This is a genomic window from Aeromicrobium sp., assembly GCF_014378035.1.
GTDB lineage: Bacteria > Actinomycetota > Actinomycetes > Propionibacteriales > Nocardioidaceae > Aeromicrobium.
Map to the genome: position 1 here is coordinate 1 of NZ_JACMOM010000228.1, position 24,182 is coordinate 24,182.

Below are 24,182 nucleotides of genomic sequence, written 5' to 3' on the forward strand. Positions count from 1 at the left end.
CCGATGCAGCCCATACAGCCCGATTGGTGCAGCCTGGCACCGGCCCCGATCAAGTCGAGAGTCGCACCCATCCGGGTCATGTCCTGCAGAATCTGCCGGGAGCTCGGGTTGACGTCGAAGGACACGCCCGCGTGCGTCTGGCGCCCCTTCACGATGGCGGCGACGATCGCGAAGTCCCGCAACCCCGGATTCGCCGATGACCCGATCACGACCTGCCCGACCAGTCGACCGGCGACCTCCCGCACGGGCACGACGCTTCCCGGCGAACTGGGCAGCGCGATGAGCGGCACGATGGTGGAGAGGTCAATCTCCTCGTCGACGTCGTAGCCGGCATCCTCGTCGGCGAGCAACTCGGTGTAATCGTCCTCACGCTGCTCTGCACGCAGAAACGAGCGCACCTGATCGTCTGCGGGGAACACCGTGGTTGTAGCCCCCAGTTCGGCGCCCATATTGGCGATCACATGCCGGTCCATCGCGGTGAGCGTCGCCAGTCCCGGTCCGTAATATTCGACGATTCGATTGACCCCGCCCTTGACGCCATGTCGACGCAGCATCTCGAGGATGACGTCCTTCGCGCTCGTCCACGCAGGCAACTGGCCGGTGAGCTTCACGCCCCAGATTTTGGGCATTTTGATGTAGAGCGGCTCGCCGGCGATCGCAAGTGCGACCTCGATACCCCCCACACCGATGGCCAGCATGCCGAGCGAACCCACCGCAGGCGTATGGCTGTCCGAGCCGACCATCGTCTTGCCCGGGATGCCGAACCGCTGCATGTGCGTCGGGTGCGAAACACCATTTCCGGCCTTGGAAAACCACAGGCCGAACCGTTGACACGCCGAACGGAGGAAGTCGTGGTCCTCTGCATTCTTGCTGTCGGACTGCAAGAGGTTGTGGTCGACATATTGCACGGACACTTCGGTGCGAGCGCGATCAAGCCCGAGCGCCTCCAACTCGAGCATGACGAGCGTTCCCGTCGCGTCCTGGGTGAGAGTCTGATCGATGCGCAGACCGATTTCTGACCCAGGTGTCATCTCTCCGCTCAGCAGGTGAGAGGCGATGAGCTTCTGAGCTACGTTGTGTGCCACGGTGAGTTTCCTTGCTCGAATGTCGCCGGGAAGATTCGCGGGCCGCGGCCACCCGGCGAAGAGTCCCACAGCTCCCTCCAAACTAGCCCCTTCGGTCGCGATCGTGGCCTACGTGGAGGAAGGTGAATGACGCGCCGCTTCAGGCTTTCAGATGTCGGTCTGTTGAGGACAGATTGTCAGCGCCGACTCTGTCCCGGATCCGCCTACGGAGCGGGAGCATTCGTCTGTTGGCTGCGTGCACTCCGACTAGATCTCCCGTTGTTGGGCCCTAGTCGGGTGGCTCGGTGTCAACCTGAGCATGGGCAGTCCCTTCATTGCCCATTCGTGGTCGCAGTTCGAGCGACTACTGGTTTGCCAGGCGGTCTACCCGATGGCTGTCTTCATGCCGAAAGCCACAGCCATGCTGGGCGGGGCGATCACTCCGGGTAAGGGTTCGGCGTGCGGGTCGGGTCCGCCGAGAGGGGCAGCACCATGGCGACCTCGTCCGCGTCCTTCTCGGCCTCACCGTCAGCAACTCGCACGGGCCGACGCTCCGACGTCGGGCGGAAGCCGAAGCCGCCCGCGAAGCCGACCGCGGAGGCGTTGTCAGAGACCACCCAGAAGTAAAGCAGCCTGTGGTCATCCTCGGCCGCCTTCTGGCGTGCGACTGCAACAAGATCGCGCGCCACGTTTTGACCACGCACGCTCGGAGCGGTCCACAGCCCGAACACCTCACCGGTCTGGGGATCCTCGTTGTGCAGTCCAAGACAGACCAGACCGACTGGCTCGTTCCCGTACTCAGCCACGATGCGGGTTGCGTGGCTCATCCGGTCGCGCCAGAAGTCGTCGTCATAGGACGCCTCGTCCTCGAAACGGGCGATGAACGCTTCCGGAGCATCGCGCAGCGCCGCCAACCGGACGTCGCGGTAGAGCTGCCATTCGTCCTCGACCAGGAGGCGGACCTTGATGTAAGTCATGGTCGAGGGTTGCACACCCACAGGAATTGGCCAGCACGATTGGCCTGGTGAAGTCGCCGCCCACCAGGCCCGTTGCTTCAGTACCGGTCACCCGATCTCTGCTGGACACTCACGCCCGCCAAGGCAAGCAGGCGGAGGGGAGATTCTACGAGTACGTCGCCCGGCAATGCGCGGTGCTTTGGCCGGGAGTTGTGTACCGATTTCATCAGTGGCGGCACCCTTCCCGAGACGCTGTTCGAGGACCGGCGTGACTGCTTTCGTTCATCCAGGCGCTCGAGACGGAGAAGTGGCTCAGCTAGGGGGTCATCACTCCGATGCGGACGCCAACATCGGCTTTATCTTCGGGATCGGGTTCCCCGCCTGGAGAGGCGGCGTGCGTCAGGTCGTCACAGGCTGTCCGGGCGGTCGAGAGGCATAGTTCGCGCGTCCACGGACGCTCAGCGCGAGCTACGGCCCTCGGTTCGAGCCGACGGGCCAGATCTCAGACGAAGCCAGACCGCGGTAGTCACCGCAGGCCTCGGCTATCTCGTGACCACGAACGTCCCGTGTGCCCCGCGCTCGGCATCGACCATGGGGTGCGAAATGAAGGGGTAGTGGCCTGGCTCGGTGAAGGTGAGCTCGACAAACCCACCCTGGCTGGGGCCTAGTGCGAGGCTCTGGCTCCCGCCGGCTGACTCGCGTCGCATGCATAGCCCCGTCCGCAGGTGCTGGCGACGCGTCGGGGCTGCCCGGGGACCGCCCCGACGGCCACGACGGCCACGACGGCCACGACCGAGAACGTCATCCCCATCCGTCGGTGCCCCACCACGGAGCATCACCCGGCGACGTCGCGGCCCACCACGCCCAGGTCGAGTCGGGCGGTGTCGCCGGGGGAAAGGCGCCCGGTGTCGGTGCCGTCGTCGAGCACCAGGTCGTGTACGTCCTGGGTATCGGTGTTGCTCACCTCGATCACGAGCCGGTCTCCGGCCGGGACCTCGACTGAGTCCGGGTGGAAGCGCATGTCGTAGGCACGGACCTTCACCAGGGTGGTGTGGCCGGTGGCGACGGCACTGGCGGCAACCGGCTCGTCGGTGAACGCCGCCAGGCTGGCCTGGTCGAGCCCGACCCCGACGCCCGCCGCCACCAGGGCGATCGCTAGCCCACCCAGGGCTTGCCTGCGCAGGGACCCTGCCTGGATCCCGTTCGGGGGTACGGCTTCGCGTTTGCCGCTGCGCACCGGCCCGTGAGGCGCGCAGGGCTAGCACGAGGAGCGGCAGGAAGGCGCCCAGCGAGCCGAGCACGACGACCGAGGACACCACGCGGACGGCGGCTGGCACCGGCATCAGGCAGAGCAGGAGGGCCAGGTTGGTGGCGGTTACCCGCAGTACGGCGGCCCGGTTCAGGACTTCGTTGGCGGTGCGGACCGGTGAGGGGCCGCCGCCGAGGGCGACTGTCGCTGGCCGCACAACCTTCTCTCCCAGGGCCGTTCCGACTCACACTTCAAGCCTTCCAACCGTCGGCACGCATGCTGCTCATGGCCGTCAGTCTTCCCCTACCAGTCCCCCACGGGCCGACAAAAGTTAGCAGGGGGATAGCCCGAAAAAGAGAAGAAACCGTAGGCTGAGCTGCGGTTTCATCGAGTGGAGCGTAGGGGACTCGAACCCCTAACCCCCTGCTTCCAAACGGATCGGGATCTGAGACCAAAGCGGCGCTTACCCTGAGCAAATGACCGGCGCGGGAGGGAGCAGGCTGACACCGGTATGGACAACCCAGCAGAGGCCGAACAGCGGCCAGTCGCCATGATGATCGTCAAAGCCGGGAAACCCGGCAGGTATGCCCTGGCCCTGGGACCAACGACCATCCGCATCGCTGAATCACCGTCGTCGGTGATGGTCGGACAGGCGCGAAAACTCCCGAAACGGCAGATCAACGCCTTCGGCGAGCAGGAACCGATTATCGGGATCGTGCCAAGCAAGCGCGTTGAACGTGACCCATCTGGCACGTATCTGGCACGACCTGGAACCAAAACAGCCCCTGACACTGCATCTTCGCAGTTCAGAGGCTGTTTGGCATTGGCGGTGGCGGTGGGATTTGAACCCACGGTAGGGATGAACCTACACATCATTTCGAGTGATGCACCTTCGGCCGCTCGGACACGCCACCGCGGAAGACCTTACCGGACCGCCGCGGGGCGCAAGAATGTGGGTTTGACCACGTATGGGCGGTCAAACGCAGATCTTCTCGTCCAGCGCGGGGGTCACGCGCCGATGTGGATGCGGATCGCGGCGCCGATCGCGGCCATCTGGGCGAGGACGCGGTCGCGTGGGTCGTCAGGCGTTTCGTCGGGCCAGCTCGCGATGACCGCGTAGGCGACCTCGGCGGCCGGGCCGGACACGAAGCCGACATCGGCCCGCACGGTCGAGATTGTCCCGGTCTTGTTCACCAGGGTCACGCCCCGGTCGGGCTCGGCATGGGCCAGCGGGTCGAGGCCGAACGCGGCCGCCACCATCGACAGGTCGGCGTTGGCGGCGACCCATCGCAGCACACGTGCGCTGGCCTCGGCGGAGACGATGTCACGCTGGTGCAGACGCGCCATCAGGTCGGAGAGCTCGCTGGCGCATCCCGCCGACAGCGTCCACGGGTCGTCGGGTCCGCGCTCGTCACGCACCGGGCCGAGCAACGCAGAGCGGGTGAAGCCGAGCGAGGTGGACGTCGCGGTCATCGCGTCGATGCCGATGCGCCGGATGAGGACGTTGGTGGCGAGGTTGTCGCTGAATCCACCCACCAGCCAGCAGAGATCGTCGATGGTGAATGCATCGCGCCGCATGAGGGGCCAGAGGCCGGAGTCCGCGACGAGATCGGGGGCGGTGCGGGTCAGCTCTTCTTCGAGATCGAGCTCACCGTCCTCGGCCTGCCTGGCCGTCTCGATGAGAAGGAAGAGCTTGCCGATGCTTGCGGTGCGCAGCACGCGGTCCGGCTCGAGGGCCACCAGCACCTCCGCCGTCGCGGCATCGCGCAGGCAGATCGACCACTCGACGTCGGCCGACAACACGGGGAGGCGCACGGCTCAGACCGTCTCGAGAAAATGGGCCAGGATCTGCAGACCGCCCTCGAGCGACGCCACCGGCACGCGCTCGTCGATGCCGTGGATGCCCGACCGGCGACGACCCTCGGGGTCGACAGTCGCAGGGGCGAATCCGTAGCACGCGATGCCGAGAGAGCTGAACGCCTTGGCATCCGTGCCCCCACCCAGGCATCCCGGCACCACCACGGTCCGTGGGTCCGCGTGCCGGATCGACGCTGCCATCGCCTCGAACCACGCATTGTCGACGGGCGCCTGGACCGGAGGCTCCCGCACCGTGTGCTCGAACGCAACGTCATCGCCGACCAGCGCTGGCAGAGCGGCACACAACTCCTCCTCGAAGCCCGGCGGGCAGCGGACGTCGATCTCGGCCTCGGCCAGTCCGGGAATGACGTTGACCTTGTAGCCCGCGCGCACCACGGTGGGGGTCGTCGATGCCCGGATCGTGAACGCGGCGGCATCGGCAGCATCTCCCAGCTCGGCGATCGTGTGCAGCACACCGTCGTCGGTGGTCAGGTCGGCCTTGAGTCCCAGGGCGGCGGCGGTCTGCTCGAGCTGCGCCCTGACCAAGGCCGACATGTGCAGGGGCCACGCGTGGTGCCCGATGCGCTGCAGCGCGTCGATGAGCGCGAGCACGGCACCGCCTTCAACGGGACGCGAGCCGTGACCGGAGCTGCCCGTCGCGGTGAGCCGCAGGTGCATGGTGCCGCGCTCGCCGGCCGCGATGCGGGCGAGCCGCACGGGCTCGCCGGCCGCACTGATGTGTTCCTCCACCACGCCACCGGACTCACCGATGCCCACGGTGACGCCGGCGAACAGCTCGGGGCGCGCCCCGACGAGCCAGCGCGCGCCGAAGGCACCATCGGTCTCCTCGTCGGCGACGAAGGCGACAACGACATCACGCCGTGGACCTTCACCAGTCGCCGCCCAGTCGAGCAGCACCGTCAGTGTCATCGCACACATGTCTTTCATGTCCGTCGCACCACGTCCGCGGACACAGCCGTCGACGACGTCTCCACCGAACGGATCGAAGCTCCACTGCTCGGGCTCGGCCGGCACGACGTCGAGATGAGCGTGCACCAGCAGGCCCTCCAACGAAGGGTCGGCGCCGCTCACCCGCACGACCACGTTGGCCCGGTGGGGAGCATCCTCACGGGCGAGCAGCCGTGGTTGGTAGCCCGCATCGGCCAGCTGGCTGTATATCCACTGCGCCGCCGGTAGCTCTCCCTCAGCGTCGCCGGGCGCCCTGTTGGTGGTGTCGAAGCGCAGGAGGGTCTGCAGCACGGAGACGACGTTGGGGCGTTCCACCACGACGGGCTCCTCATTCATACGGTCCGGATGAGCGCAGGTTTGCGGAACACATCTCGCAGACACTGTGCCTCACGTTCACCAGTCTCGTCCAGAGTCGGGGCCTGCGAGGCCCCTGCACGTGACGGTTGTGTTACGTATCTCTAGCAAATCATTGACATCGGGCATGTGCTGCTGAACAGTGCGCAGAGTGTCGGGGATACCCGGTGCACGTGCATCACCAAGATCGGGGACCCATGATCGACACGACTCGCGTACGCCTCTGGCGCCCACTCACGGGCGTCATGACGGCCGCCCTGCTCACTCTCTCCGGGATGCTCGTGGCCACAGCACCAGCCCACGCCGCCAACGACTCCACGAAGGAGCCGATCAAGGTCGCCCTCGTCGCCGACGTCGACACCTTCAACCCCTTCACGGCCATCCTGCTCGCCAGCACGGGCATCAACCGCTACCAGTACGAAGCACTGGTCGGTTACGGCAAGGGCAGCGAGCCGGTCGCTGGGCTGGCCGCCACGTGGAAGACCAGCGCCGACGGCAAGACGTGGACCTACAACATCCCCACCGACCGCCAGTGGTCGGACGGCGAGCCCGTCACTGCGGACGATGTGGTCTACACGTACACCTCGATCATGAAGACCTCCGCGCTCCAGGCGGCCAACGGCGGCCTCGTCGCCAACATCGCGGGCGTCAGCGCCTCAGACCCGCAGACCGTGGTCATCGCGCTGAAGGAGGCCCAGGCCTCCAACCCCGGCCAGGAGATCCCGATCGTCCCGCAGCACATCTGGAGCAAGCAGGACGCGACGACGTTCGCGGCCGACAAGGACGTCGTCGGGTCCGGGCCGTTCACCATCACGTCGTACAAGACCGGCCAGTCGGTCGAGCTCAAGGCCAACCCGCGCTTCTGGCGCGGCAAGCCCAAGGTCGCGGGCATCACCTACGTCACCTACAAGAACACCGATGCCGCGGTCCAGGGACTCAAGTCGGGCGAGGTCGACCTCGTCGACGGCTTGACCCCCGCCCAGTACGACTCGTTGAAGAGCGCCACGAACATCACCCGGAACAGCGGGGTCGGCCGCCGATTCCAGTCGCTGGCAATCAACACCGGCGCCATCGACATCAACGGCAAGAAGCTTGGCGACGGCAACCCCGCGCTGCGGGATCCCGCGGTCCGCAAGGCGATCTTCATGGCGGTCGACAAGAAGACGTTGGTCGACCGGGTGCTGCAGGGCCTGGGGACGGTCGGCGAGACCGAGATGCCCAGCACGTACAAGCAGTACTTCGGGTTCGCCGACGGCTACAAGGCGCTCCCGTTCGACATCGACGGCGCCAACAAGGTGCTCGACGACGCCGGGTACGCGAAGGGGTCGGACGGCATCCGCGAGGACAAGAGCGGCAAGCCGATGATGTTCAGGCTGATGGGTCGCAACACCGAGCCGGCACACGCGCAGATGGCGGACTTCATGACGAGCTGGTTCAAGGACATCGGCATCGGGCTCGACACCTCGATGGTCACGCCTGACAAGGTCAACGAAGACTCGACGCTCGGCAAGTACGACCTGTACTTCACCGGCTGGAGCCTCGGCCCCGACCCTGACAACCAGCTGTCGATGAACACGTGCGCCTCTCGGCCGAACGCCGACGGCTCGGGCAGCACCAGCGAGAACAACTGGTGCTCTGCGGAGCTCGACGCGCTGTTCAAGGCCCAGCACGCCGAGCTCGACGCGGACAAGCGGGCCGACCTCGTCAAGCAGGCCTTCAGCGTCATCTACGAGGGCTACGTGAGCAACCCGATCTGGTACGTCAAGCCGCTCGAGGCCTACCGCAGCGACCATTTCGTCGGGTTCACCAGGCAGCCCGAGAAGGACGGCGTGATCCTGAATCAGAACGGCTACTGGGGCCTCTACGGCGCCAAGCCTGCTTCAGCCAGCAGCTCGACGGCCGACGACGGTGGCCTGCCCGGCTGGGTCGTTCCGCTCGGTGCGATCGTGGTCATCGCTGCGGCCGCAGGCGCCATCCTCGCATCGCGTCGGCGCAGCACCGGTGAAGACAGGGAGTGAGACGTGACCGTCATCGAGACGGTCCCCGCGGTCAGCGAGGACTCGAAGGGGTCCTCGTTGCCCCGGTATCTCGCGCTCAAGACCGGCGGCGCGCTCATCAGCCTCGCGCTCGTGGTGGTGCTCGGGTTCTTCGCCTTCCGCGTCCTGCCAGCCGATCCGGCGATCAACATGACGCGGGGTCGTCAGGTCGATCCCGGCGAGGTGGAGCGTCTGCGCAGCCAGATGGGCCTGGACCAGCCGCTGATCGTGCAGTTCGGACACTTCGTCCGAGATCTCTTCACCGGTGACCTCGGCTCGTCGTACGTCTACCGCCGGCCCGTCTCCGACCTGATCATGGAGCACCTCGGCCCCACGCTCCTCCTCACCGGAACGGCTGCCCTCATCTCGGTCGTCCTCGGCCTGTGGCTGGGCCAGAAGGCGGCCTGGCGACGAGGCAGCTGGTTCGACAAGATCAACACCGGGCTGGCCCTGATGTTCTGGTCGGTGCCGACGTTCTGGCTCGGTCTCATCCTCCTGCTGGTCTTCGGTGGGGGCCTGCACTGGTTCCCCACGGGCGGCATGAGCACCGCCGCCTCCCACGACACCGGATTCGCATACGCGCTCGACGTGGCATGGCACCTGGTGCTCCCGGTGACCACGATGGTCGCGGTGGTCTACGCGCAATACCTCATGGTCATGCGCGCATCGGTGCTTGAGGAGATGTCGGCCGACTACCTCACGACAGCGCGCGCGAAGGGCCTGCGCGAAGACCTCGTCCGCACCCGTCACGCCGTCCCGAACGCGCTGCTGCCCACCGTGACACTGATCTTCCTCACGATCGGTTTGCTGATCGGCGGGGCCGTGACGGTCGAGACGGTGTTCTCATGGCCGGGCCTGGGCTACCTGACGTACAAGGGGCTCAGCGCTCCCGTCCTCCCACTCCTGCAAGGAACCTTCGTGGTCTTCTCCGCCGTCGTCATCGTGATGAACTTCGTCGCCGACCTGGTCTATCGCGTGCTCGACCCGCGATTGAAGTCCGCATGACCACGCGAGCCGGTCGGGCCGCGGTGAGAACCCGTCGGCGGGCGCGCGCAGCCGAGGTTGGCCGCGAGATCACCTCGCACCCGTCGGCCATGGTGGGAGCGGCGCTGCTCCTGGTCATCATCGCGCTCGCGATGCTGGCGCCGCTGATCATGCCCCTCGAACGTCTCGACGTCACCCTGGTCACCGCGAAGTCGAACGAGTCGCCCAGTGGCGGTCACTGGCTCGGCACCGACCCGTCGGGCAGGGACGTCCTGGGGTTGCTGCTGTGGGGGTCACGCGCATCGCTGACGGTCGGCTTCGCCGCCACGGCGGTGTCGATGATCATCGGCACCACGATGGGGATGGCGGCCGGTCACTTCACCGGGGTGACCCGCGCCGCCCTGCTGCGAATCATCGACTTCTTCCTCGTCGTGCCGAGCCTGATCCTCGCGATCGTGCTCTCGACGGTGCTGTCACGAGGCCTGACGACGATCATCATCGCGATCGGTGTCACCAGCTGGGCCGCGACGGCGCGCATCGTGCGCGCGCAGACCCTCACGATCGAGACCCGGCCCTACATCGAGAGGTCCAGGGCGCTGGGGGCCGGCGACGCCCACATCATCCGCAGGCACGTCTTCCCGGCCGTGATGCCGCTCGTCATGGCCAACACCACCCTGGCCGTCGGCGCCGCCATCATTGCGGAGTCGACGTTGGCCTTCCTCGGGCTCGGCGACCCCACCACGTTCTCGTGGGGAACGATGCTCAAGACCGCGCTCGACACCGGGGCAGCGACCGCCGGCTACTGGTGGTTCGTGCTCTCCCCCGGCATCGCGATCGTCATCGTCGTGCTGTCCTTCACGCTCGTTGGCCGTGCCCTCGAGTCCGTGCTCAACCCGACGCTGCGGGACCGCTGATGACCGTCAAGGCCGTGCCCCGCAAGGCAGTGCCAGCACTGGTGTGGGACGACGTACGCGTCACCTATGCCGGGGGCATCGTTGCCGTCGACGGCGTCAGCCTCGAGATCGAGCGCGGCGGCACCGTCGGGCTGGCGGGCGAGTCGGGGTGCGGCAAGTCAACGCTCGCGATGTCGGTGCTCCGCCTCCTGCCCACCTCGGCCCACATCGAGGGCCGAGTGCTCCTGCTCGGCGAGGACGTCGCCGACATGACGTGGGGCCACCTACGAGCCGTCCGATGGACCGAGGCCGCGATTGTCTTCCAAGGCGCAATGCACTCGCTCAACCCGGTTCGTCAGGTACGCCACCAGGTCGCCGAGGCACTCGAGCTGCACCGCACGAGCGAGTTCCCCGACTCCACAGCACGCCTGCGCCGGGTCGACGAGCTGCTGGCCCTCGTCGACCTCTCACCCGCCAAGGGAAAGGCCTACCCACACGAGCTGTCGGGCGGGCAACGTCAACGCATCATGATCGCGATGGCGCTGGCCTGTGACCCTGAGGTGATCATCGCGGACGAGCCGACGACGGCGCTCGACGTCATCGTGCAGGCGCAGGTGCTCGATGTCCTGCGCAACCTCGTGCGCGATCGTGGCCTGACCCTGGTGATGATCAGCCACGACCTCGCAGTGCTGGCCGCCGTGTGCGAACGCATCGTCGTCATGAAGGATGGCCGCATCGTCGTGCAGGGCGACGCTCGACAGATCCTCACCGGGCCCGTGCACGAGCACACCCGTGAGCTCGCCGCTGCCTTCCCGGTGATCGGCGATCCGGCTTCGCGGCTCGTTGCCAGCGGTGAGGCCGGGGCGGGCCACACTGCACCGGCCCACACCGTGCTGGAGGTGCGCGACCTCACGGTCGACTTCCGTTCGCGCGGCCAGAAGGTGCGCGCCGTCGACCACGTCAACCTGACCTGCGGCTCGGGCGAGATCGTCGCGCTGGTGGGCCAGTCAGGCTCAGGCAAGACGACGCTCGCCCGCACGATCCTGGGGCTGCAGGCACCCACGAGCGGCGAGGTGCTGCACGAAGGGCGACCGATGCCGCGCCGACGGGCCGGGCTCAAGGCCTACCGTCGCCAGGTCCAGTACGTGCTCCAGGACCCGAGCGCCTCGCTCAACCCCAAGCACACCGTCTACGAGGCAGTGGCCGAAGGCATCCGCATCCACCGCCTCGGCGGCGGGGACGGCGAAGGCAGCGACGAGCACGAGCGGGTGGTCCGGGCCATGACGCGAGCCGAGCTGACCCCGCCCGAGCGTTTCTTCAGCGCCATCCCCCAGGAGCTCTCCGGAGGTCAGCGGCAGCGCGTCGTCATCGCCGGAGCGCTGGCCCTCGATCCGACGTACCTCGTGGCGGACGAGCCCGTCGCCAGCCTCGACGCGTCGGTGCGCGGCGAGATCCTCACCCTGCTGCTGCAGCTGCGTCGCGACCTCGGTCTGGGGGCGCTCGTCATCACTCACGACCTCGGCCTCGCCTGGAACATCGCCGACCGGGTCGTCGTCATGCACCAGGGACGCATCGTCGAGGATGGTCCGGTGGAACAGGTCCTGCTCGACCCGCAGCACGACTACACCAGGTCGCTGCTCAAGGTCGTCCCGTCCAAGCTCGGGGTCCGATGAGCATCGGACCGGGCGATCGGGTCGCGCTCGTGGCGCCCGCCTCACCGTCACCCGCCGAGCGACTGGCCACCGCGGTCGGCCTCGTCTCCTCATGGGGGCTCACGCCCGTCACCTTTCCCAGTGCAACGGATACCTCCGCCCGCGCGAGCTACCTGTCCGGTACCGACCGGGTACGGGCGAACGACGTGCAGCAGGCCTGGTGCGACCCCGACATCGCGGGCATCTTCTGCATCCGCGGCGGCTACGGCACCGTCCGCATCCTCGACCTGCTCGAGGTCGATGCCATGGCGAATGCCGAACCCAAGCCCCTGTACGGCAGCTCCGACATCACCTCGCTGCACGAGTGGCTTCGCGAGCAGCTCGGCGTGCCGACATGGTTCACACCCATGCTGGCCACGGATGTCATGGACGACGAGCTGGCTTGCGACGCGTTGCGTACCGCCGTGCTCGACCCCACCTCGGTCCGCCAGTGGTCGTCCATCGACGCGACCACGCTGGTGCCGGGTCACGCCGAGGGCCAGCTGATCGGCGGAAACCTGTCGCTGCTCGCCTCGACGACGGGTGCCCGCCGCCGCCCGCGACCAGAGACCAGTGGCTCCATGAACGGGGGCTGCATCGCGCTGCTCGAGGACTACACCGAGTCGACCTACCGCATCGACGGCTACCTCCAGACGCTGCTGCGATCGGGATGGTTCGACGGTGTCACCGGCGTTGCCCTCGGCAGCTGGGCCGAGTGCTCCCCCGTGGAGGAGATCCATGCCCTGTGCCTGGAGGTGCTCGGCCCGCTCGGCATACCCATCGTCGGCGCGCTCGGCTTCGGTCACGGTCCCGGGGCGCACAGCATCCCTCTCGGCGTGCCGGGAGTCCTGTCGGCCGGACACACGCCAACCCTTCAGCTCGCGTCTGGTCCGGACTCTCGGACACCTACGCTCCCGTCGCCAGGAAGGCAGCACCGATGACCACGCGTCCCGATGTCCGTCGAGCACCACGCTCGGCCCGCATCCTCAAGTCCCGGCTGGTCGAGGCCAACCGTCAGGAGTTCGACGCCGGTCTGGCGTGGGCGATCGACGACCCGATGGTCGAGGCCGCCGCCGCGCGCATCACCGGCGCCCGCCGACGATTCGTGCTGGGTGCCGCCACCTCGTTCACCTATGCGTCGCTGCTCGCTGCCAAGCTGAGCAACTCGCTGGCCCAGGTGACGTTGGTCGACGGCACGATCGTGCGACCGCTCGACATCCTCTCCGACGTGCGCGCCAGCGACGTCATGATCGTCATCTCCTTGAGTCGCTACCGCGGCTACACGATCGACACCGCCTTGCCGTTCGCGGAGGCAGGCGGCTCCCTCGTGGTGATCACCGACTCGGCCGACAACCCCCTCGTCAGGCACGCGTCGGAGGCCATCGTCATCGGGCCGGTCACCGTTGCCGGGCTCGCGCGCGTCAGCGATGACCTGAGCATGCACCCCGAGACCCCCGCGGTGTCGCCGGCTGTGGTCGCGATGGTCATCGACCTTCTGGGCACGTTGTCGAGTGCCAGCGCCAAGGGCGCCAACCGCCGATTCGCCGAGCGCCAGCGGCTCGCATCAGAACTGGGGCTCTACCGTGACTGACAATGTCGCCGCCGGACACCGGTCCGCACCACAGCAACGCGCCGACGTGACCCATCCGGCCGCCGTCGAGGCGCTGGGCCTGGCGCCGCTGATCGACGGTCACAACGACCTCGCCTGGGAGGCCCGCGACTCCAGCGCCTACTCGGTCGAGGGCATCGACGGCGACATGCGCGGCGTCTACCAGACCGACATCCCCCGTCTGCGCCGCGGCGGCGTCGGGGCGCAGTTCTGGTCGGTCTACGCGCCGTGCGACCAGCGCGGCGCTGATGCCGTCACCTACACGCTGGAGCAGATCGACTTCGTCCATCGGATGATCGCGCGCTACCCCGAGACATTCGCCTTCGCCTGGAGCGGTGATGACGTCCGGCGGGCGTGGGACGGCGGACGTATCGCCTCCCTTCTCGGCGCGGAGGGCGGCCACAGCATCGACGGCTCGCTGGCCGTGCTTCGCGACTTCGCCCGTCTCGGCGTTCGCTACATGACGCTTACCCACAACGACAACACCCCGTGGGCCGACTCCGCGACCGACGAGCCCGAGCACGGGGGGCTCACAGCGTTCGGGCGCGAGGTGGTCGCCGAGATGAACCGGGTGGGCATGCTGGTCGACCTGTCGCACGTCGCCGCGAGCACGATGCACGACGCCCTCGACGTCACGTCCGCGCCGGTGATCTTCAGCCACTCCTCCTGCCGCGCCGTCACCGACCATCCACGCAACGTGCCCGACGACGTCCTGCGGCGGCTGCCGGACAATGGCGGAGTCGTCATGATCGCGTACGTCCCGTACTTCGTGAACCAGCAGTCTGCCGACTGGTCGACCAGCGACCGCACCACCCCGGCGCCGCCGACCACGGTCGAGGACGTGGTTGCCCACGTGGAGCACGCCCGCGAGGTGGTCGGCGTCGACCACATCGGTCTGGGCAGCGACTACGACGGCGTCGAGGTCTTCCCCGCGGGCATGGGTGACGTCACCGGGCATGCCGTGCTGTTGCAGCGGTTGGCCGAGCGCGGCTGGTCCGGTACCGATCTGGCCCGGCTCATGGGCGACAACGTCCTGCGCGTGCTCGACGCCACCGCTGCGGACCGGAGCATCCCCCGTGAGGGAGCCTGAGCGCATGGACCCGGCTCTTCTCGATGACTTCGCACATCGAGCGCAGGGTCTGATCAGGGCGCAGGGTTTGATCGGAACTCGTCGGCGATCGGTGCTCGGCATCACCGGACCGCCAGGCGCCGGCAAGTCCACCCTCGCGTCCGCGCTGGTGGCCCGCCTGCGGGCCGACGGTGTGGCCGTCGCGCACGTGCCGATGGACGGGTTCCACCTGGCCGACGTCGCCCTCGACCAGCGTGGGCTGCGCTCACGCAAGGGAGCCATCGAGACGTTCGACGTGGACGGCTATCTCGCGCTGCTGCTCCGGCTGCGATCGGATGTCGACCACGACGTCCTCGCGCCAGACTTCGACCGGACGCTCGAACAGCCGCTTGCCGGGTCCATCACCATCCGGGCAGGCGATCGCCTCGTGGTCACCGAGGGCAACTACCTCCTCGACGAGCAGGACCCGTGGCCGTCCGTGCGATCGGCCCTCGATGAGGTGTGGTTCGTCGACCTACCCGATGACGAGCGACGCCGCCGACTCGTCCGCAGGCACGTCGAGTTCGGCAAGGCTGAACCCGCGGCCCGGGAATGGGTTGCGCGCGTCGACGAGGCCAATGCGCCACGCATCACTGCGCGACGCGACCTCGCTGACCTCGTGATCGAGGCCGCGAGGTTCTAGAGCTCGTCGTCCCTCAAGGGTTGCGCGGAGGGCTGGATGCCGAGAGGAACGTGTCGCTGAACAGGTCGAACTCTTCATCGCGTGCGCGTCCGGTGCCGGCGCCCTTGAGCAGGCTGACGAGCTCACCGGCCGCGCGGTCGATGCGCTGGCCCAGCGCGTTGGCGCCATCGGTGCCCCAGTCGTGGGACGAGGCGAACACCCCGGTCGGAACGACCAACGCCTGCAGGTAGGCGAAGAGCGGCCGCAGCGAGTGGTCGATCGCCAGTGAGTGACGGGCCGTGCCACCGGTGGCGGCGAGGAGCACGGGCTTGCCGATCAGTGCGTCAGCCTCGAGGACGTCGATGAACGACTTGAAGAGTCCCGGGAAAGAGGCCTTGTAGATCGGCGCGACCACGATGAGCCCGTCAGCGGCGACGACCTTGTCGATGACGTCCTGTAGACGCGGCGCGGCGAAGCCGGTCAGCGTCGCATCGGTGATGTCGTGGGCCAGCTCTCGCAGCGTGACGAGCTCGACGGACGCATCGCCGAACTGACGCCGGACCGATTCGGTCAGACGGTCGGCGAGCATGCGGGTCGACGACGGGTCGCTGAGTCCGGCGGAGATCGCGACGATCCTGGTCACGTGGTGCTCGCTTCTGTCGGCGTGAGGTTGTCAGTGGAGCGAACGCCCTCGACCTCGGCGGCATCCCGAGCCGCGACGCGGCGTGCGTGGGTCGGAGCGTCCGGCACGTTCGCGGGCCGGCGAGCGTCGAACTCCGCGCGCAGCGTCGGCACGATCTCACCCAGCAGGTCGAGCTGTTCGAGGACGACCTTGAGGGGCAGTCCCGCGTGGTCGATGAGGAACATCTGGCGTTGGTAGTCACCGAAGAAGTCGGCGAACGTCAGCGTCTTCTCGATGACTTCCTGCGGGCTGCCGACCGTGAGTGGCGTCTGGTCGGCGAAGTCCTCGAGCGACGGTCCGTGACCGTAGACCGGCGCATTGTCGAAGTAGGGACGGAACTCGTTGATGGCGTCCTGGCTGTTCTTGCGCATGAAGATGTGGCCACCGAGCCCGACGATCGCCTGCTCCGGTGCACCGTGCCCGTGGTGGGCGTAGCGCTGCCGGTAGAAGTTGATCAGCCGGATGTAGTGCTCCTTGGGCCAGAAGATGTTGTTGGCGAAGTAGCCGTCGCCGTAGAACGCGGCGATCTCGGCCACCTCGGGTGTGCGGATCGAGCCGTGCCACACGAAGGGCGCGACGCCATCGAGCGGGCGCGGCGTCGCTGTGAACCCTTGCAACGGCGTGCGGAACTGGCCCTCCCAGTCAACGACGTCCTCGTCCCAGAGCCGTCGCAGGAGGTGGTAGTTCTCGACCGTCAGCTCGACGCCCTTGGAGGGGTCCTTGCCGAACCATGGGTAGACCGGGGCGGTGTTGCCGCGGCCGAGCACGAGATCCGTGCGACCGTCGGACAGGTGCTGGAGCGTGGCGAAGTCCTCGGCCATCTTGACCGGGTCGTTCGTCGTGATGTGCGCGACCGAGGTCGACAAGATGATGCGCTCGGTCTGGGCGGCCACGAACGCATGGAACGTCGACACCGATGGCGGTACGAAGCCGGTGTTGTGGTGCTCGCCGATCGCGAACACGTCGAGCCCCACCTCCTCGACCTTCTTGGCGATCGTCACCATGGCCTTGAGCCGCTCGTGCTCGGTGGGTGTCGAGCCGTCTGTCGGGTCGACCGTGAGGTCACCGACGCTGAAGACGCCGAACTGCATGCTGGTCACATCTGCTCCTTCGCCACGCTCGAGACTCACTTATTAACTATTCAACTAGTTTCCCACACCATCTATTTCCGCCGCCACTCAGACACCTGTGACGTCGATCAGCACCTTGCCCACGACACCACCCTCGACCGCGGCATGCGCCGCCGCAGTCTCCTTGAGCGGGAAGCGCACGAGCGGCAGACCTGCCTCCTCACCCACCGGCAGGACACCGTCGCGCAGGGCGGCTGTGACGTCCTCGACACCGGCGGTCAACGCGGCGTCACCCACCGTGTAGAGGAGCAGGAACTGGTAGCGCGCATTCAGAGCGAAGTGCGCCCGAACGTCGAGCGTCATGTGGCTTCCGCCGTCGTTGGCATAGACCGCGATGCTTCCGTGGTTGGCCAGAACTGCCTGGTTGAGCTCGGCATTCGCCGCGGGGGCGACCTCCACCACCATGTCCACCCCGTCAGGCGCGACAGCCCGGATCGCTCCGGCCGGGTCGGGCCGCGTGTAGTCGACCGTGTGGTGGGCGCCAGCCGCGGTCGCGAGTGCCGCCTTCGCCGGGCTGCTGATCGTCGTGACGACCGTGGCGCCGGACCACCGCGCGAGCTGGATGGCCGCGTGGCCCACAGCCCCCGCCCCGCCGGCAACCAAGACCGTCCGACCCGCGAGCGTCCCGGGACCAAGCCGTGCGGGTCCGTCCTCGTGGACCGTCAGTGCACGGTGCGCCGTCATCGCCGGAACCCCGAGCGAGGCACCGATCTCGAACGAGACGTTGTCGGGCAACAGCACGACCCGCGACGCCGGCACGACCGTCAGCTCTTGTGCTGTGCCAGTCGGTCGCTGGTGGGCGGCGAGGTAGATCCAGACCCGGTCGCCGACAGCCAGCCCATCGACCTCCGGGCCGATCGCGTCGACGACGCCCGACCCATCCTGGTTGGGCACCATCTCGGGAAAGGCCATGTCCTGCCCCGTCGCACCCGCGCGGGTCTTCCAGTCGGTCGGATTGACCCCGGACACCACCACGCGCACACGGACCTCGCCGGCATCCGGCTCGGGAACGTCACGGTCGACGATGGTCAGGACTGACGGGTCACCCGTGCGGGTGTAGGTGGCGGCTCTCATGACTGGTGCAACACACCTCGCGTTCAGATGTTCCGGCCGCCTCGTTGACGGCGAGCACCACCGTACCGATGCGCCCCCGTCAGCAGACCGCCGGAAGGACGGCGACGTCACCCAGGAAGTCGGCGGCCGACGGCAGCTCGAGGCGCTCCGGCACCTCGATCTCGTCGACCGTGACGGTCATCGGTGCCCGGCGAAGAAGTCGCGCAACAACGACGCCGATTCGTCTGCCAGGACCCCGCTGACGACCTCGGGCCGGTGGTTGAGCCGGCGGTCGCGCACGACGTCCCACAACGAGCCGACCGCGCCGGCCTTGTCGTCGAACGCACCGAACACCAGCCGCTCGATCCGCGACGCGACGATGGCTCCCGCGCACATCGTGCAGGGCTCGAGGGTGACCACGAGGGTGCAGCCCTCCAGCCGCCACTCACCCCTGACCAGCGCGGCCTCGCGGATCGCGACGATCTCGGCATGGCCCGTCGGGTCGCCGTCGCGCTCGCGGGTGTTGCGCCCGCGACCGATCACCGCACCGTCAGGGTCGACGACCACGGCCCCCACCGGTACGTCGCCGTCGTCGAGGGCCAATCGGGCAAGCAGCAACGCCTCCTGCATGAGGTATTCGTGCGTCACCCGATGATGGCCTCGAGCTCGTCGCCGAAACCGAGGCGGGCGGCGACGTCGCGCAGGACGTCCTCGGGGTAGAGCTCGTCGTCGTCACACAGGATGCTGAGGTCGAGTGCCGGCATGCCGAGGTCGCTGAGGATGCCGAGGTCGCCGGCCGGCTGCGCGTCGTCCCCGTCATCGAGGTCGGGAAGGTCGAGGAGGTCGGCGATCCCACCGGCCAGGGGCCAGTCGGGTACGGCGGTGATGTCCGACAGCATGGCGCGCACCAGGGAGCCGGAGCGCCGCAGGATGACGAAGAAGTCGTCGTTCATCGACACCAGCCCGAGCACGCCGACGTCGGAGGGGAACCGCGCCAGTGCCTGGCTGAGATCCTCGACGTCCTCGCCCAGACCGGGGTGCAGCTCGACAACCTGCCACTCGCCCTCTTCGCGGTAGGCGGCCACAGCGAAATCGACATCGTCTTCGGCCACGACGCGCCTCCTGTCGGCTTTGTGTCTTGTACGGGCCAACCCCCACAGCGATGGTGACAGACGCCGTTGGTCCACCGCTAGTCTCGTGGCATGCAGGTACACGTCGCCGACCACCCGCTGATCTCGCACAAGCTGACACTGCTCCGCGACAGACGCACCGACTCACCTACCTTCAGGCGTCTCGCCGACGAGCTCGTCACGCTGCTCGCGTACGAGGCCACCCGCGACGTGCGCGTCGTGCCGGTCGACATCACGACCCCGGTCGCGGAGGCCAGGGGCGTGCGTCTCTCAGTCCCGCGACCACTCGTCGTCCCGATTCTGCGCGCCGGCCTCGGCATGCTCGAGGGCATGCAGCGGCTGCTCCCCACCGCCGAGGTCGGCTTCCTCGGCATGGTGCGCAACGAAAAGACCTTCGAGGCGGTCACCTACGCCGAGCGTCTTCCCGACGACCTCACGGGCCGGCAGTGCTACGTCCTCGACCCAATGCTCGCCACGGGCGGGACTCTCGCCGCGGCGATCGACTTCCTCGTGACCCGAGGAGCCGACCACATCACGGCCATCACCTTGCTCGCCGCGCCCGAGGGCATCGCCCGCATGGAGAAGGAGCTGCTGGGTGTCGACGTCCCGGTCAACCTCGTGACGGCCGGGCTCGACGACAGGCTCAACGAGCTGGGCTACATCGTGCCCGGGCTCGGCGATGCGGGCGACCGGCTGTACGGCGTCGTCTGACGAGACGTTGCGCCAGGGGTCAGCGGAAATAACCGAAGTAGAAGATGCCAACGACCACGAGTCCGAGCATGAGAAAGATCAGTGCCCTGCTCCCGCTGTTCTCATCATCATCGGGTCGGTCGTACTCGGGCTTGTCCACGACGGTTCTCCAATGTCGAACGGGCTTCCCTCTTGGTGCACACGATAGCGAAGCACCAACGGCGTTGACGACATGGCGTCAACGCGGTCACAGCGAGCGGATGATCTCCTCGACCTTGTCCTTGGCATCGCCGAACAGCATCTGGGTGTTGTCGCGGAAGAACAGCGGGTTCTGCACGCCGGCGTAACCCGGGGCCATCGACCGCTTGAAGACGATGACGTCATGGGCCTCCCAAACGTGCAGCACCGGCATGCCGGCGATGGGGCTGGTCGGGTCCTCCGCCGCAGCAGGGTTGACGGTGTCGTTGGCGCCGATCACGAGCACCACCGACGTCTCGGCGAAGTCGTCGTTGACCTCGTCCATCTCGAGCACGATGTCGTACGGGACCTTGGCCTCGGCGAGCAGCACGTTCATGTGGCCGGGGAGCCGGCCGGCAACGGGGTGGATGCCGAAGCGCACCTCGACGTCGAGCGCACGGAGCTTGCGCACGAGCTCGGCCACGGGGTATTGCGCCTGCGCGACAGCCATGCCGTAGCCGGGCGTGATGATGACGCTGGTGGCGTTCTTGAGGAGCTCGGCGGTGTCTGCGGCGGTGGTCTCGCGGTGGTCGCCGTAGTCGGTGTCGTCGGCGGTGGACGCCACCGCACCGAAGCCACCGGCGATGACCGAGATGAACGATCGGTTCATGGCCTGACACATGATGTACGACAGGTAGGCACCCGACGAGCCGACCAGCGCGCCCGTGACGATCAGCGCATCGTTGTCGAGCAGGAAGCCTGATGCCGCTGCGGCCCAGCCGCTGTAGCTGTTGAGCATCGACACCACGACGGGCATGTCTCCGCCCCCGATCGATGCCACGAGGTGCCAGCCCAGCGCCAGCGCGACGACCGTGACCGCGATGAGCAGTCCAAGGCTCGGCGTGATCACGAAGAACACCGTCAGCACGCCGAAGGCGGCCAGCGCGCCGAGGTTGATCAGGTTCTTGCCGGGCAGCATCAGCGGGCTCGACTTGATCCGCGCCGAGAGCTTGAGGAAGGCCACGATCGAGCCGGTGAACGTCACTGCACCGATGAAGATGCCGATGAAGACCTCAGCGTGGTGGATGTTCAGGAGCGAGCCCGTGAACTCGGTCTGCCCGGCGTGCCCCTCGACCTCGTAGTAGCCGTTCCAGCCGACCAGCACCGCGGCCAGACCAACGAAGCTGTGCAGCAGCGCGATGAGCTCGGGCATGCCGGTCATCTCGACGACGCGGGCACGCCACAGCCCGATCGCCGCGCCGATCGCCACGGCGATCAGCAGCAGCACGATCGACGTCGAGTCAGCCACGTCGGCAACGACGCCGAACGTCGCCAGCAGCGCGATGACCATGCCGGTGATGCCGTAGAGGACGCCCTGGCTGGCGGTCTCGTGCTTGGACAGTCCGGCGAGGGACAGGATGAACAGCAGTGCCGCGACGATGTACGCAGCGGTGGCGATGCTCTGGGAATCCATGGTGCTCAGCCTTTCGAGACTGTGTCTTGTGAGACTGAGTCTTTGGAGAACATGCTGAGCATGCGTCGGGTCACGGCGAAGCCACCGAAGACGTTGATGCTGGCGAGCAGGATTGCTGCGAACGACAGCACCCTGATGGTGGTGTCGTCCTGCACGATCTGCACCATCGCGCCCACCACGATGATGCCGCTGATGGCGTTCGTGACTGACATCAGCGGGGTGTGGAGCGCGTGATGCACCTTGCCGATGACGTAGTAGCCGATCACGACGGCGAGGAGCAGCACCGTGAAGTGCTCGGGCAGAGGCTCGGGCGCGAAGGCGTTGATCAGGAACAGGGCGAGGACGCCGACGCCGAGCGCCGCGAGCTTCACTGCCGGAGATGTGGGTTGCTTCGGCGCCGGCGGCTCCAGGGGCGGTGGGGCGGCTGCCGCCTTGGGCTGCGCCGACACCGGCACGGCTGGCGGAGGCCAGGTCTTCTCACCATCGCGCACGACCGTGACGGTGCGCTGCACGACGTCCTCGAAGTCGAGCACCACGTGGCCGTCCTTGCCGGGGGTGAGCAGCTTCATCAGGTTGACGAGGTTGGTTCCGTAGAGCTGCGAGGCCTGTGTGGGCAGGCGTCCGGCGAGGTCGGTGTACCCGATGATCGTCACGCCGTTGCTGGTCACGACCACTTCACCCGGCTTCGACCCGGCGACGTTTCCGCCCTGCGCCGCCGCCATGTCGACGATGACGCTTCCGGGCTTCATGCTCGCGACGTCTGCCTCCGTGATGAGCCGGGGGGCCGGGCGGCCGGGGATCAGCGCCGTCGTGATGATGATGTCGACCTCGGCGGCCTGCTCGGAGTAGATCTCGGCGGCCCGCTCGTTGTACGCGTCGGTCGTCGCCTTGGCGTAGCCGTCCGTGCTCTGCTCGGTCTCGACGTCGACCGGGAGGTACACCCCGCCGATCGAGGCCACCTGGTCGGCCACCTCCGCCCGCGGGTCGGTGGCGCGCACGATCGCGCCCAGGCTGTTGGCCGTACCGATCGCGGCAAGCCCTGCCACGCCCACTCCGGCCACGAGCACCGTGGCCGGCGGCACCTTGCCTGCCGCCGTGATCTGGCCGGTGAAGAAGCGGCCGAACGCGTGCGCCGCCTCGACGACGGCGCGGTAGCCGGCGATGTTGGCCATCGACGACAGCACGTCGAGCGACTGTGCGCGGGAGATACGCGGGACGGCATCCATCGCCAGCACCGTGATCGGACGCTGCGCGAGAGCCTCGACCAGATCGGGGTTCAGCCCGGGGCTGATGAGGCCGATGAGGGTCGCACCGTCGGCGAGAAGGTCGATCTCCGCGATCGACGGTGCGTTGACCTTGAAGACGATGTCGCTGTGCCACACGTCGGCGGTCGAACCGATCGTGGCTCCGGACTCGACGTAGGCGTCGTCGGTGAAGCTCGCCTTCTGACCTGCCCCGGACTCGACCGACACGGCGTAGCCGAGCCCGATCAGCTTGCCGACAGTCTCGGGTGTGGCCGCGACGCGCGTCTCACCCGCACTGGACTCAGCGACGACGCCGATGACGGCGACGGCCGTGGCGACGTCGGAGGAACTCGACTCGTGATCTCCGACGGTGGTCATTCGCCGAACGTTATCTGTTCGTCACCAGTGACGACCAGCCCGTGAGACCCGCGTCTCATCCTTCGGTCGTTCGACGACGGAAACCCCTCAGGTGACGCGCACCCCACGCCCGCGGGCACCCGCACCATGGCGGCTGCCACGATCGAGGGGTGAGCACCGCCGACATCAGAGACCGCCAGCTCTCACGCTGCTGCGATGCGCTGGCCGCGGTGGATCCGGGCGCGGCGACACTGTGCGCAGGCTGGTCCGCGCACGATCTTGCGCTTCATCTGTGGTCCATCAAACGCGAGCCGCTGGCTTGGGCAGGCATGCTCCTGCCCGTGCTGACCCCGCTCACGAGACAGCGCGCTGACCTGATCCGTCGCCGGTGGAGCTACGAGGATCTGATCGACCATCTCCGCTCCGAGCCAGGATCGATTGCCTGCATGCCCCTCGATCGCTGGGAGGACCACCGCCACGCGCTCGGCGAGTACTACGTCCACACCCAGGATGTGGCTCGCCCTCATGGTGTTCTTCAGCCGGCTCCCGACGATGAGCTGCAGGAAGCGCTCTGGCAACGAACCCGCACCGTGGCTCGGATCCTTCGCAGGCGACTACCGGCCGGCCTGGTCCTGGAGCACCCCGACGGTCGCCGGGCCTCGTCCGGTCGCGGCAGTCCCGGGGTCATCGTCAGCGGCGCGCCCTCAGAACTCATCTGCTGGGTCTACGGCCGACAGTCGATGGCGGCGGTGACAGTCCGGGAGGAGTAGACGGACCTCCCAGGCATCGGCACGCACGCGGCGAAGAGCTGGGGGTCGAGCCGGCACTGGACTGCGCCAGATGAGTAGTACGT

Annotated in this window: 22 protein-coding genes and 1 tRNA gene; 10 read left to right on the forward strand and 13 right to left on the reverse strand. The window is 67.6% G+C overall.

The window, feature by feature from the left end; genetic code table 11:
• From H7290_RS11645 to H7290_RS11670, 6 genes are all read right to left on the reverse strand, one after another.
• The coding region (locus H7290_RS11645; protein ID WP_290514184.1) for an aconitase family protein at window positions 1-1,154 on the reverse strand (1,154 nt) is incomplete at its 3' end.
• Window positions 1,155-1,501: 347 nt separating this feature from the next.
• Window positions 1,502-2,041: a GNAT family N-acetyltransferase gene (locus H7290_RS11650; protein WP_290514185.1), complete on the reverse strand. Its 540-nt coding sequence runs from the start codon at window positions 2,039-2,041 to the stop codon at window positions 1,502-1,504.
• Window positions 2,042-2,855: 814 nt separating this feature from the next.
• The gene (locus H7290_RS11655; protein ID WP_290514186.1) at window positions 2,856-3,164 is read right to left on the reverse strand and encodes a cupredoxin domain-containing protein; all 309 of its coding nucleotides are present in this window, start codon (window positions 3,162-3,164) and stop codon (window positions 2,856-2,858) included.
• Between the two features lie 929 nt (window positions 3,165-4,093).
• Window positions 4,094-4,183, reverse strand: a tRNA-Ser gene (locus tag H7290_RS11660).
• Window positions 4,184-4,277: 94 nt separating this feature from the next.
• Window positions 4,278-5,084, reverse strand: a complete 807-nt coding sequence (locus H7290_RS11665) for a serine hydrolase (protein ID WP_290514187.1) — start codon at window positions 5,082-5,084, stop codon at window positions 4,278-4,280.
• 3 nt (window positions 5,085-5,087) lie between these two features.
• Window positions 5,088-6,431, reverse strand: a complete 1,344-nt coding sequence (locus H7290_RS11670; RefSeq protein ID WP_290514188.1) for a M20/M25/M40 family metallo-hydrolase — start codon at window positions 6,429-6,431, stop codon at window positions 5,088-5,090.
• Window positions 6,432-6,646: 215 nt separating this feature from the next.
• Between H7290_RS11670 and H7290_RS11675 the strand changes: the two genes are divergently transcribed.
• Genes H7290_RS11675 through H7290_RS11710 form a run of 8 tightly spaced genes read left to right on the forward strand, consistent with a single transcriptional unit; the run spans window position 6,647 to window position 15,413 of the window.
• Entirely contained in the window at window positions 6,647-8,467 is a 1,821-nt protein-coding gene (locus H7290_RS11675) for an ABC transporter substrate-binding protein (protein ID WP_290514189.1), read from the forward strand.
• 3 nt (window positions 8,468-8,470) lie between these two features.
• Complete coding sequence (locus H7290_RS11680; RefSeq protein ID WP_290514190.1) at window positions 8,471-9,490, forward strand: ABC transporter permease; 1,020 nt, start codon at window positions 8,471-8,473, stop codon at window positions 9,488-9,490.
• Complete coding sequence (locus H7290_RS11685; protein ID WP_290514191.1) at window positions 9,487-10,383, forward strand: ABC transporter permease; 897 nt, start codon at window positions 9,487-9,489, stop codon at window positions 10,381-10,383. The genes H7290_RS11680 and H7290_RS11685 overlap by 4 nt, the downstream gene beginning before the upstream one ends.
• Window positions 10,383-12,035, forward strand: a complete 1,653-nt coding sequence (locus tag H7290_RS11690; RefSeq protein ID WP_290514192.1) for an ABC transporter ATP-binding protein — start codon at window positions 10,383-10,385, stop codon at window positions 12,033-12,035. The genes H7290_RS11685 and H7290_RS11690 overlap by 1 nt, the downstream gene beginning before the upstream one ends.
• The gene (locus tag H7290_RS11695) at window positions 12,032-12,994 is read left to right on the forward strand and encodes an LD-carboxypeptidase (protein WP_290514193.1); all 963 of its coding nucleotides are present in this window, start codon (window positions 12,032-12,034) and stop codon (window positions 12,992-12,994) included. Before H7290_RS11690 ends, H7290_RS11695 begins: the two co-directional genes overlap by 4 nt.
• Window positions 12,991-13,644, forward strand: a complete 654-nt coding sequence (locus H7290_RS11700; RefSeq protein WP_290514194.1) for an SIS domain-containing protein — start codon at window positions 12,991-12,993, stop codon at window positions 13,642-13,644. Before H7290_RS11695 ends, H7290_RS11700 begins: the two co-directional genes overlap by 4 nt.
• Window positions 13,637-14,752 carry a dipeptidase gene (locus tag H7290_RS11705; protein ID WP_290514195.1) on the forward strand — a complete coding sequence of 372 codons (1,116 nt, stop codon included), beginning with the start codon at window positions 13,637-13,639 and terminating at the stop codon, window positions 14,750-14,752. Before H7290_RS11700 ends, H7290_RS11705 begins: the two co-directional genes overlap by 8 nt.
• Window positions 14,753-14,756: 4 nt before the next feature.
• Window positions 14,757-15,413 carry a nucleoside/nucleotide kinase family protein gene (locus tag H7290_RS11710; protein ID WP_290514196.1) on the forward strand — a complete coding sequence of 219 codons (657 nt, stop codon included), beginning with the start codon at window positions 14,757-14,759 and terminating at the stop codon, window positions 15,411-15,413.
• Window positions 15,414-15,426: 13 nt separating this feature from the next.
• Here H7290_RS11710 and H7290_RS11715 read toward each other — a convergent pair whose 3' ends face one another.
• The 5 genes from H7290_RS11715 to H7290_RS11735 all read right to left on the reverse strand — a co-directional run bounded on the left by H7290_RS11715 (window position 15,427) and on the right by H7290_RS11735 (window position 19,369).
• Window positions 15,427-16,035 carry a CE1759 family FMN reductase gene (locus H7290_RS11715; protein WP_290514197.1) on the reverse strand — a complete coding sequence of 203 codons (609 nt, stop codon included), beginning with the start codon at window positions 16,033-16,035 and terminating at the stop codon, window positions 15,427-15,429.
• Window positions 16,032-17,165, reverse strand: coding sequence for an LLM class flavin-dependent oxidoreductase (locus H7290_RS11720; protein ID WP_290514222.1), 1,134 nt, complete (start codon window positions 17,163-17,165; stop codon window positions 16,032-16,034). Before H7290_RS11720 ends, H7290_RS11715 begins: the two co-directional genes overlap by 4 nt.
• Before the next feature lie 87 nt (window positions 17,166-17,252).
• Window positions 17,253-18,278 (reverse strand): NADPH:quinone reductase, encoded by a 1,026-nt coding sequence (locus H7290_RS11725; protein ID WP_290514198.1) that lies wholly within the window; start codon window positions 18,276-18,278, stop codon window positions 17,253-17,255.
• Between the two features lie 177 nt (window positions 18,279-18,455).
• A complete protein-coding gene (gene tadA, locus H7290_RS11730; RefSeq protein ID WP_290514199.1) occupies window positions 18,456-18,905 on the reverse strand; it encodes a tRNA adenosine(34) deaminase TadA in 450 nt (149 codons plus the stop codon).
• On the reverse strand, window positions 18,902-19,369 hold the full coding sequence (locus tag H7290_RS11735; protein WP_290514200.1) for a tRNA adenosine deaminase-associated protein: 468 nt from the start codon (window positions 19,367-19,369) through the stop codon (window positions 18,902-18,904). The genes tadA and H7290_RS11735 overlap by 4 nt, the downstream gene beginning before the upstream one ends.
• A gap of 90 nt (window positions 19,370-19,459) precedes the next feature.
• Between H7290_RS11735 and upp the strand changes: the two genes are divergently transcribed.
• Complete coding sequence (gene upp, locus H7290_RS11740; protein ID WP_290514201.1) at window positions 19,460-20,098, forward strand: uracil phosphoribosyltransferase; 639 nt, start codon at window positions 19,460-19,462, stop codon at window positions 20,096-20,098.
• Window positions 20,099-20,324: 226 nt separating this feature from the next.
• Here the strand turns inward: upp and pntB are convergent, their stop codons facing one another.
• Window positions 20,325-21,728, reverse strand: a complete 1,404-nt coding sequence (gene pntB / locus H7290_RS11745) for a Re/Si-specific NAD(P)(+) transhydrogenase subunit beta (protein ID WP_290514202.1) — start codon at window positions 21,726-21,728, stop codon at window positions 20,325-20,327.
• Window positions 21,729-21,733: 5 nt separating this feature from the next.
• On the reverse strand, window positions 21,734-23,350 hold the full coding sequence (locus tag H7290_RS11750) for a Re/Si-specific NAD(P)(+) transhydrogenase subunit alpha (protein WP_290514203.1): 1,617 nt from the start codon (window positions 23,348-23,350) through the stop codon (window positions 21,734-21,736).
• A 149-nt stretch (window positions 23,351-23,499) separates the two neighbouring features.
• On the opposite strand from H7290_RS11750, the gene H7290_RS11755 reads away from it, so the two are divergent.
• Window positions 23,500-24,099, forward strand: a complete 600-nt coding sequence (locus tag H7290_RS11755) for a maleylpyruvate isomerase family mycothiol-dependent enzyme (RefSeq protein ID WP_290514204.1) — start codon at window positions 23,500-23,502, stop codon at window positions 24,097-24,099.
• Window positions 24,100-24,182: the final 83 nt, after the last annotated feature.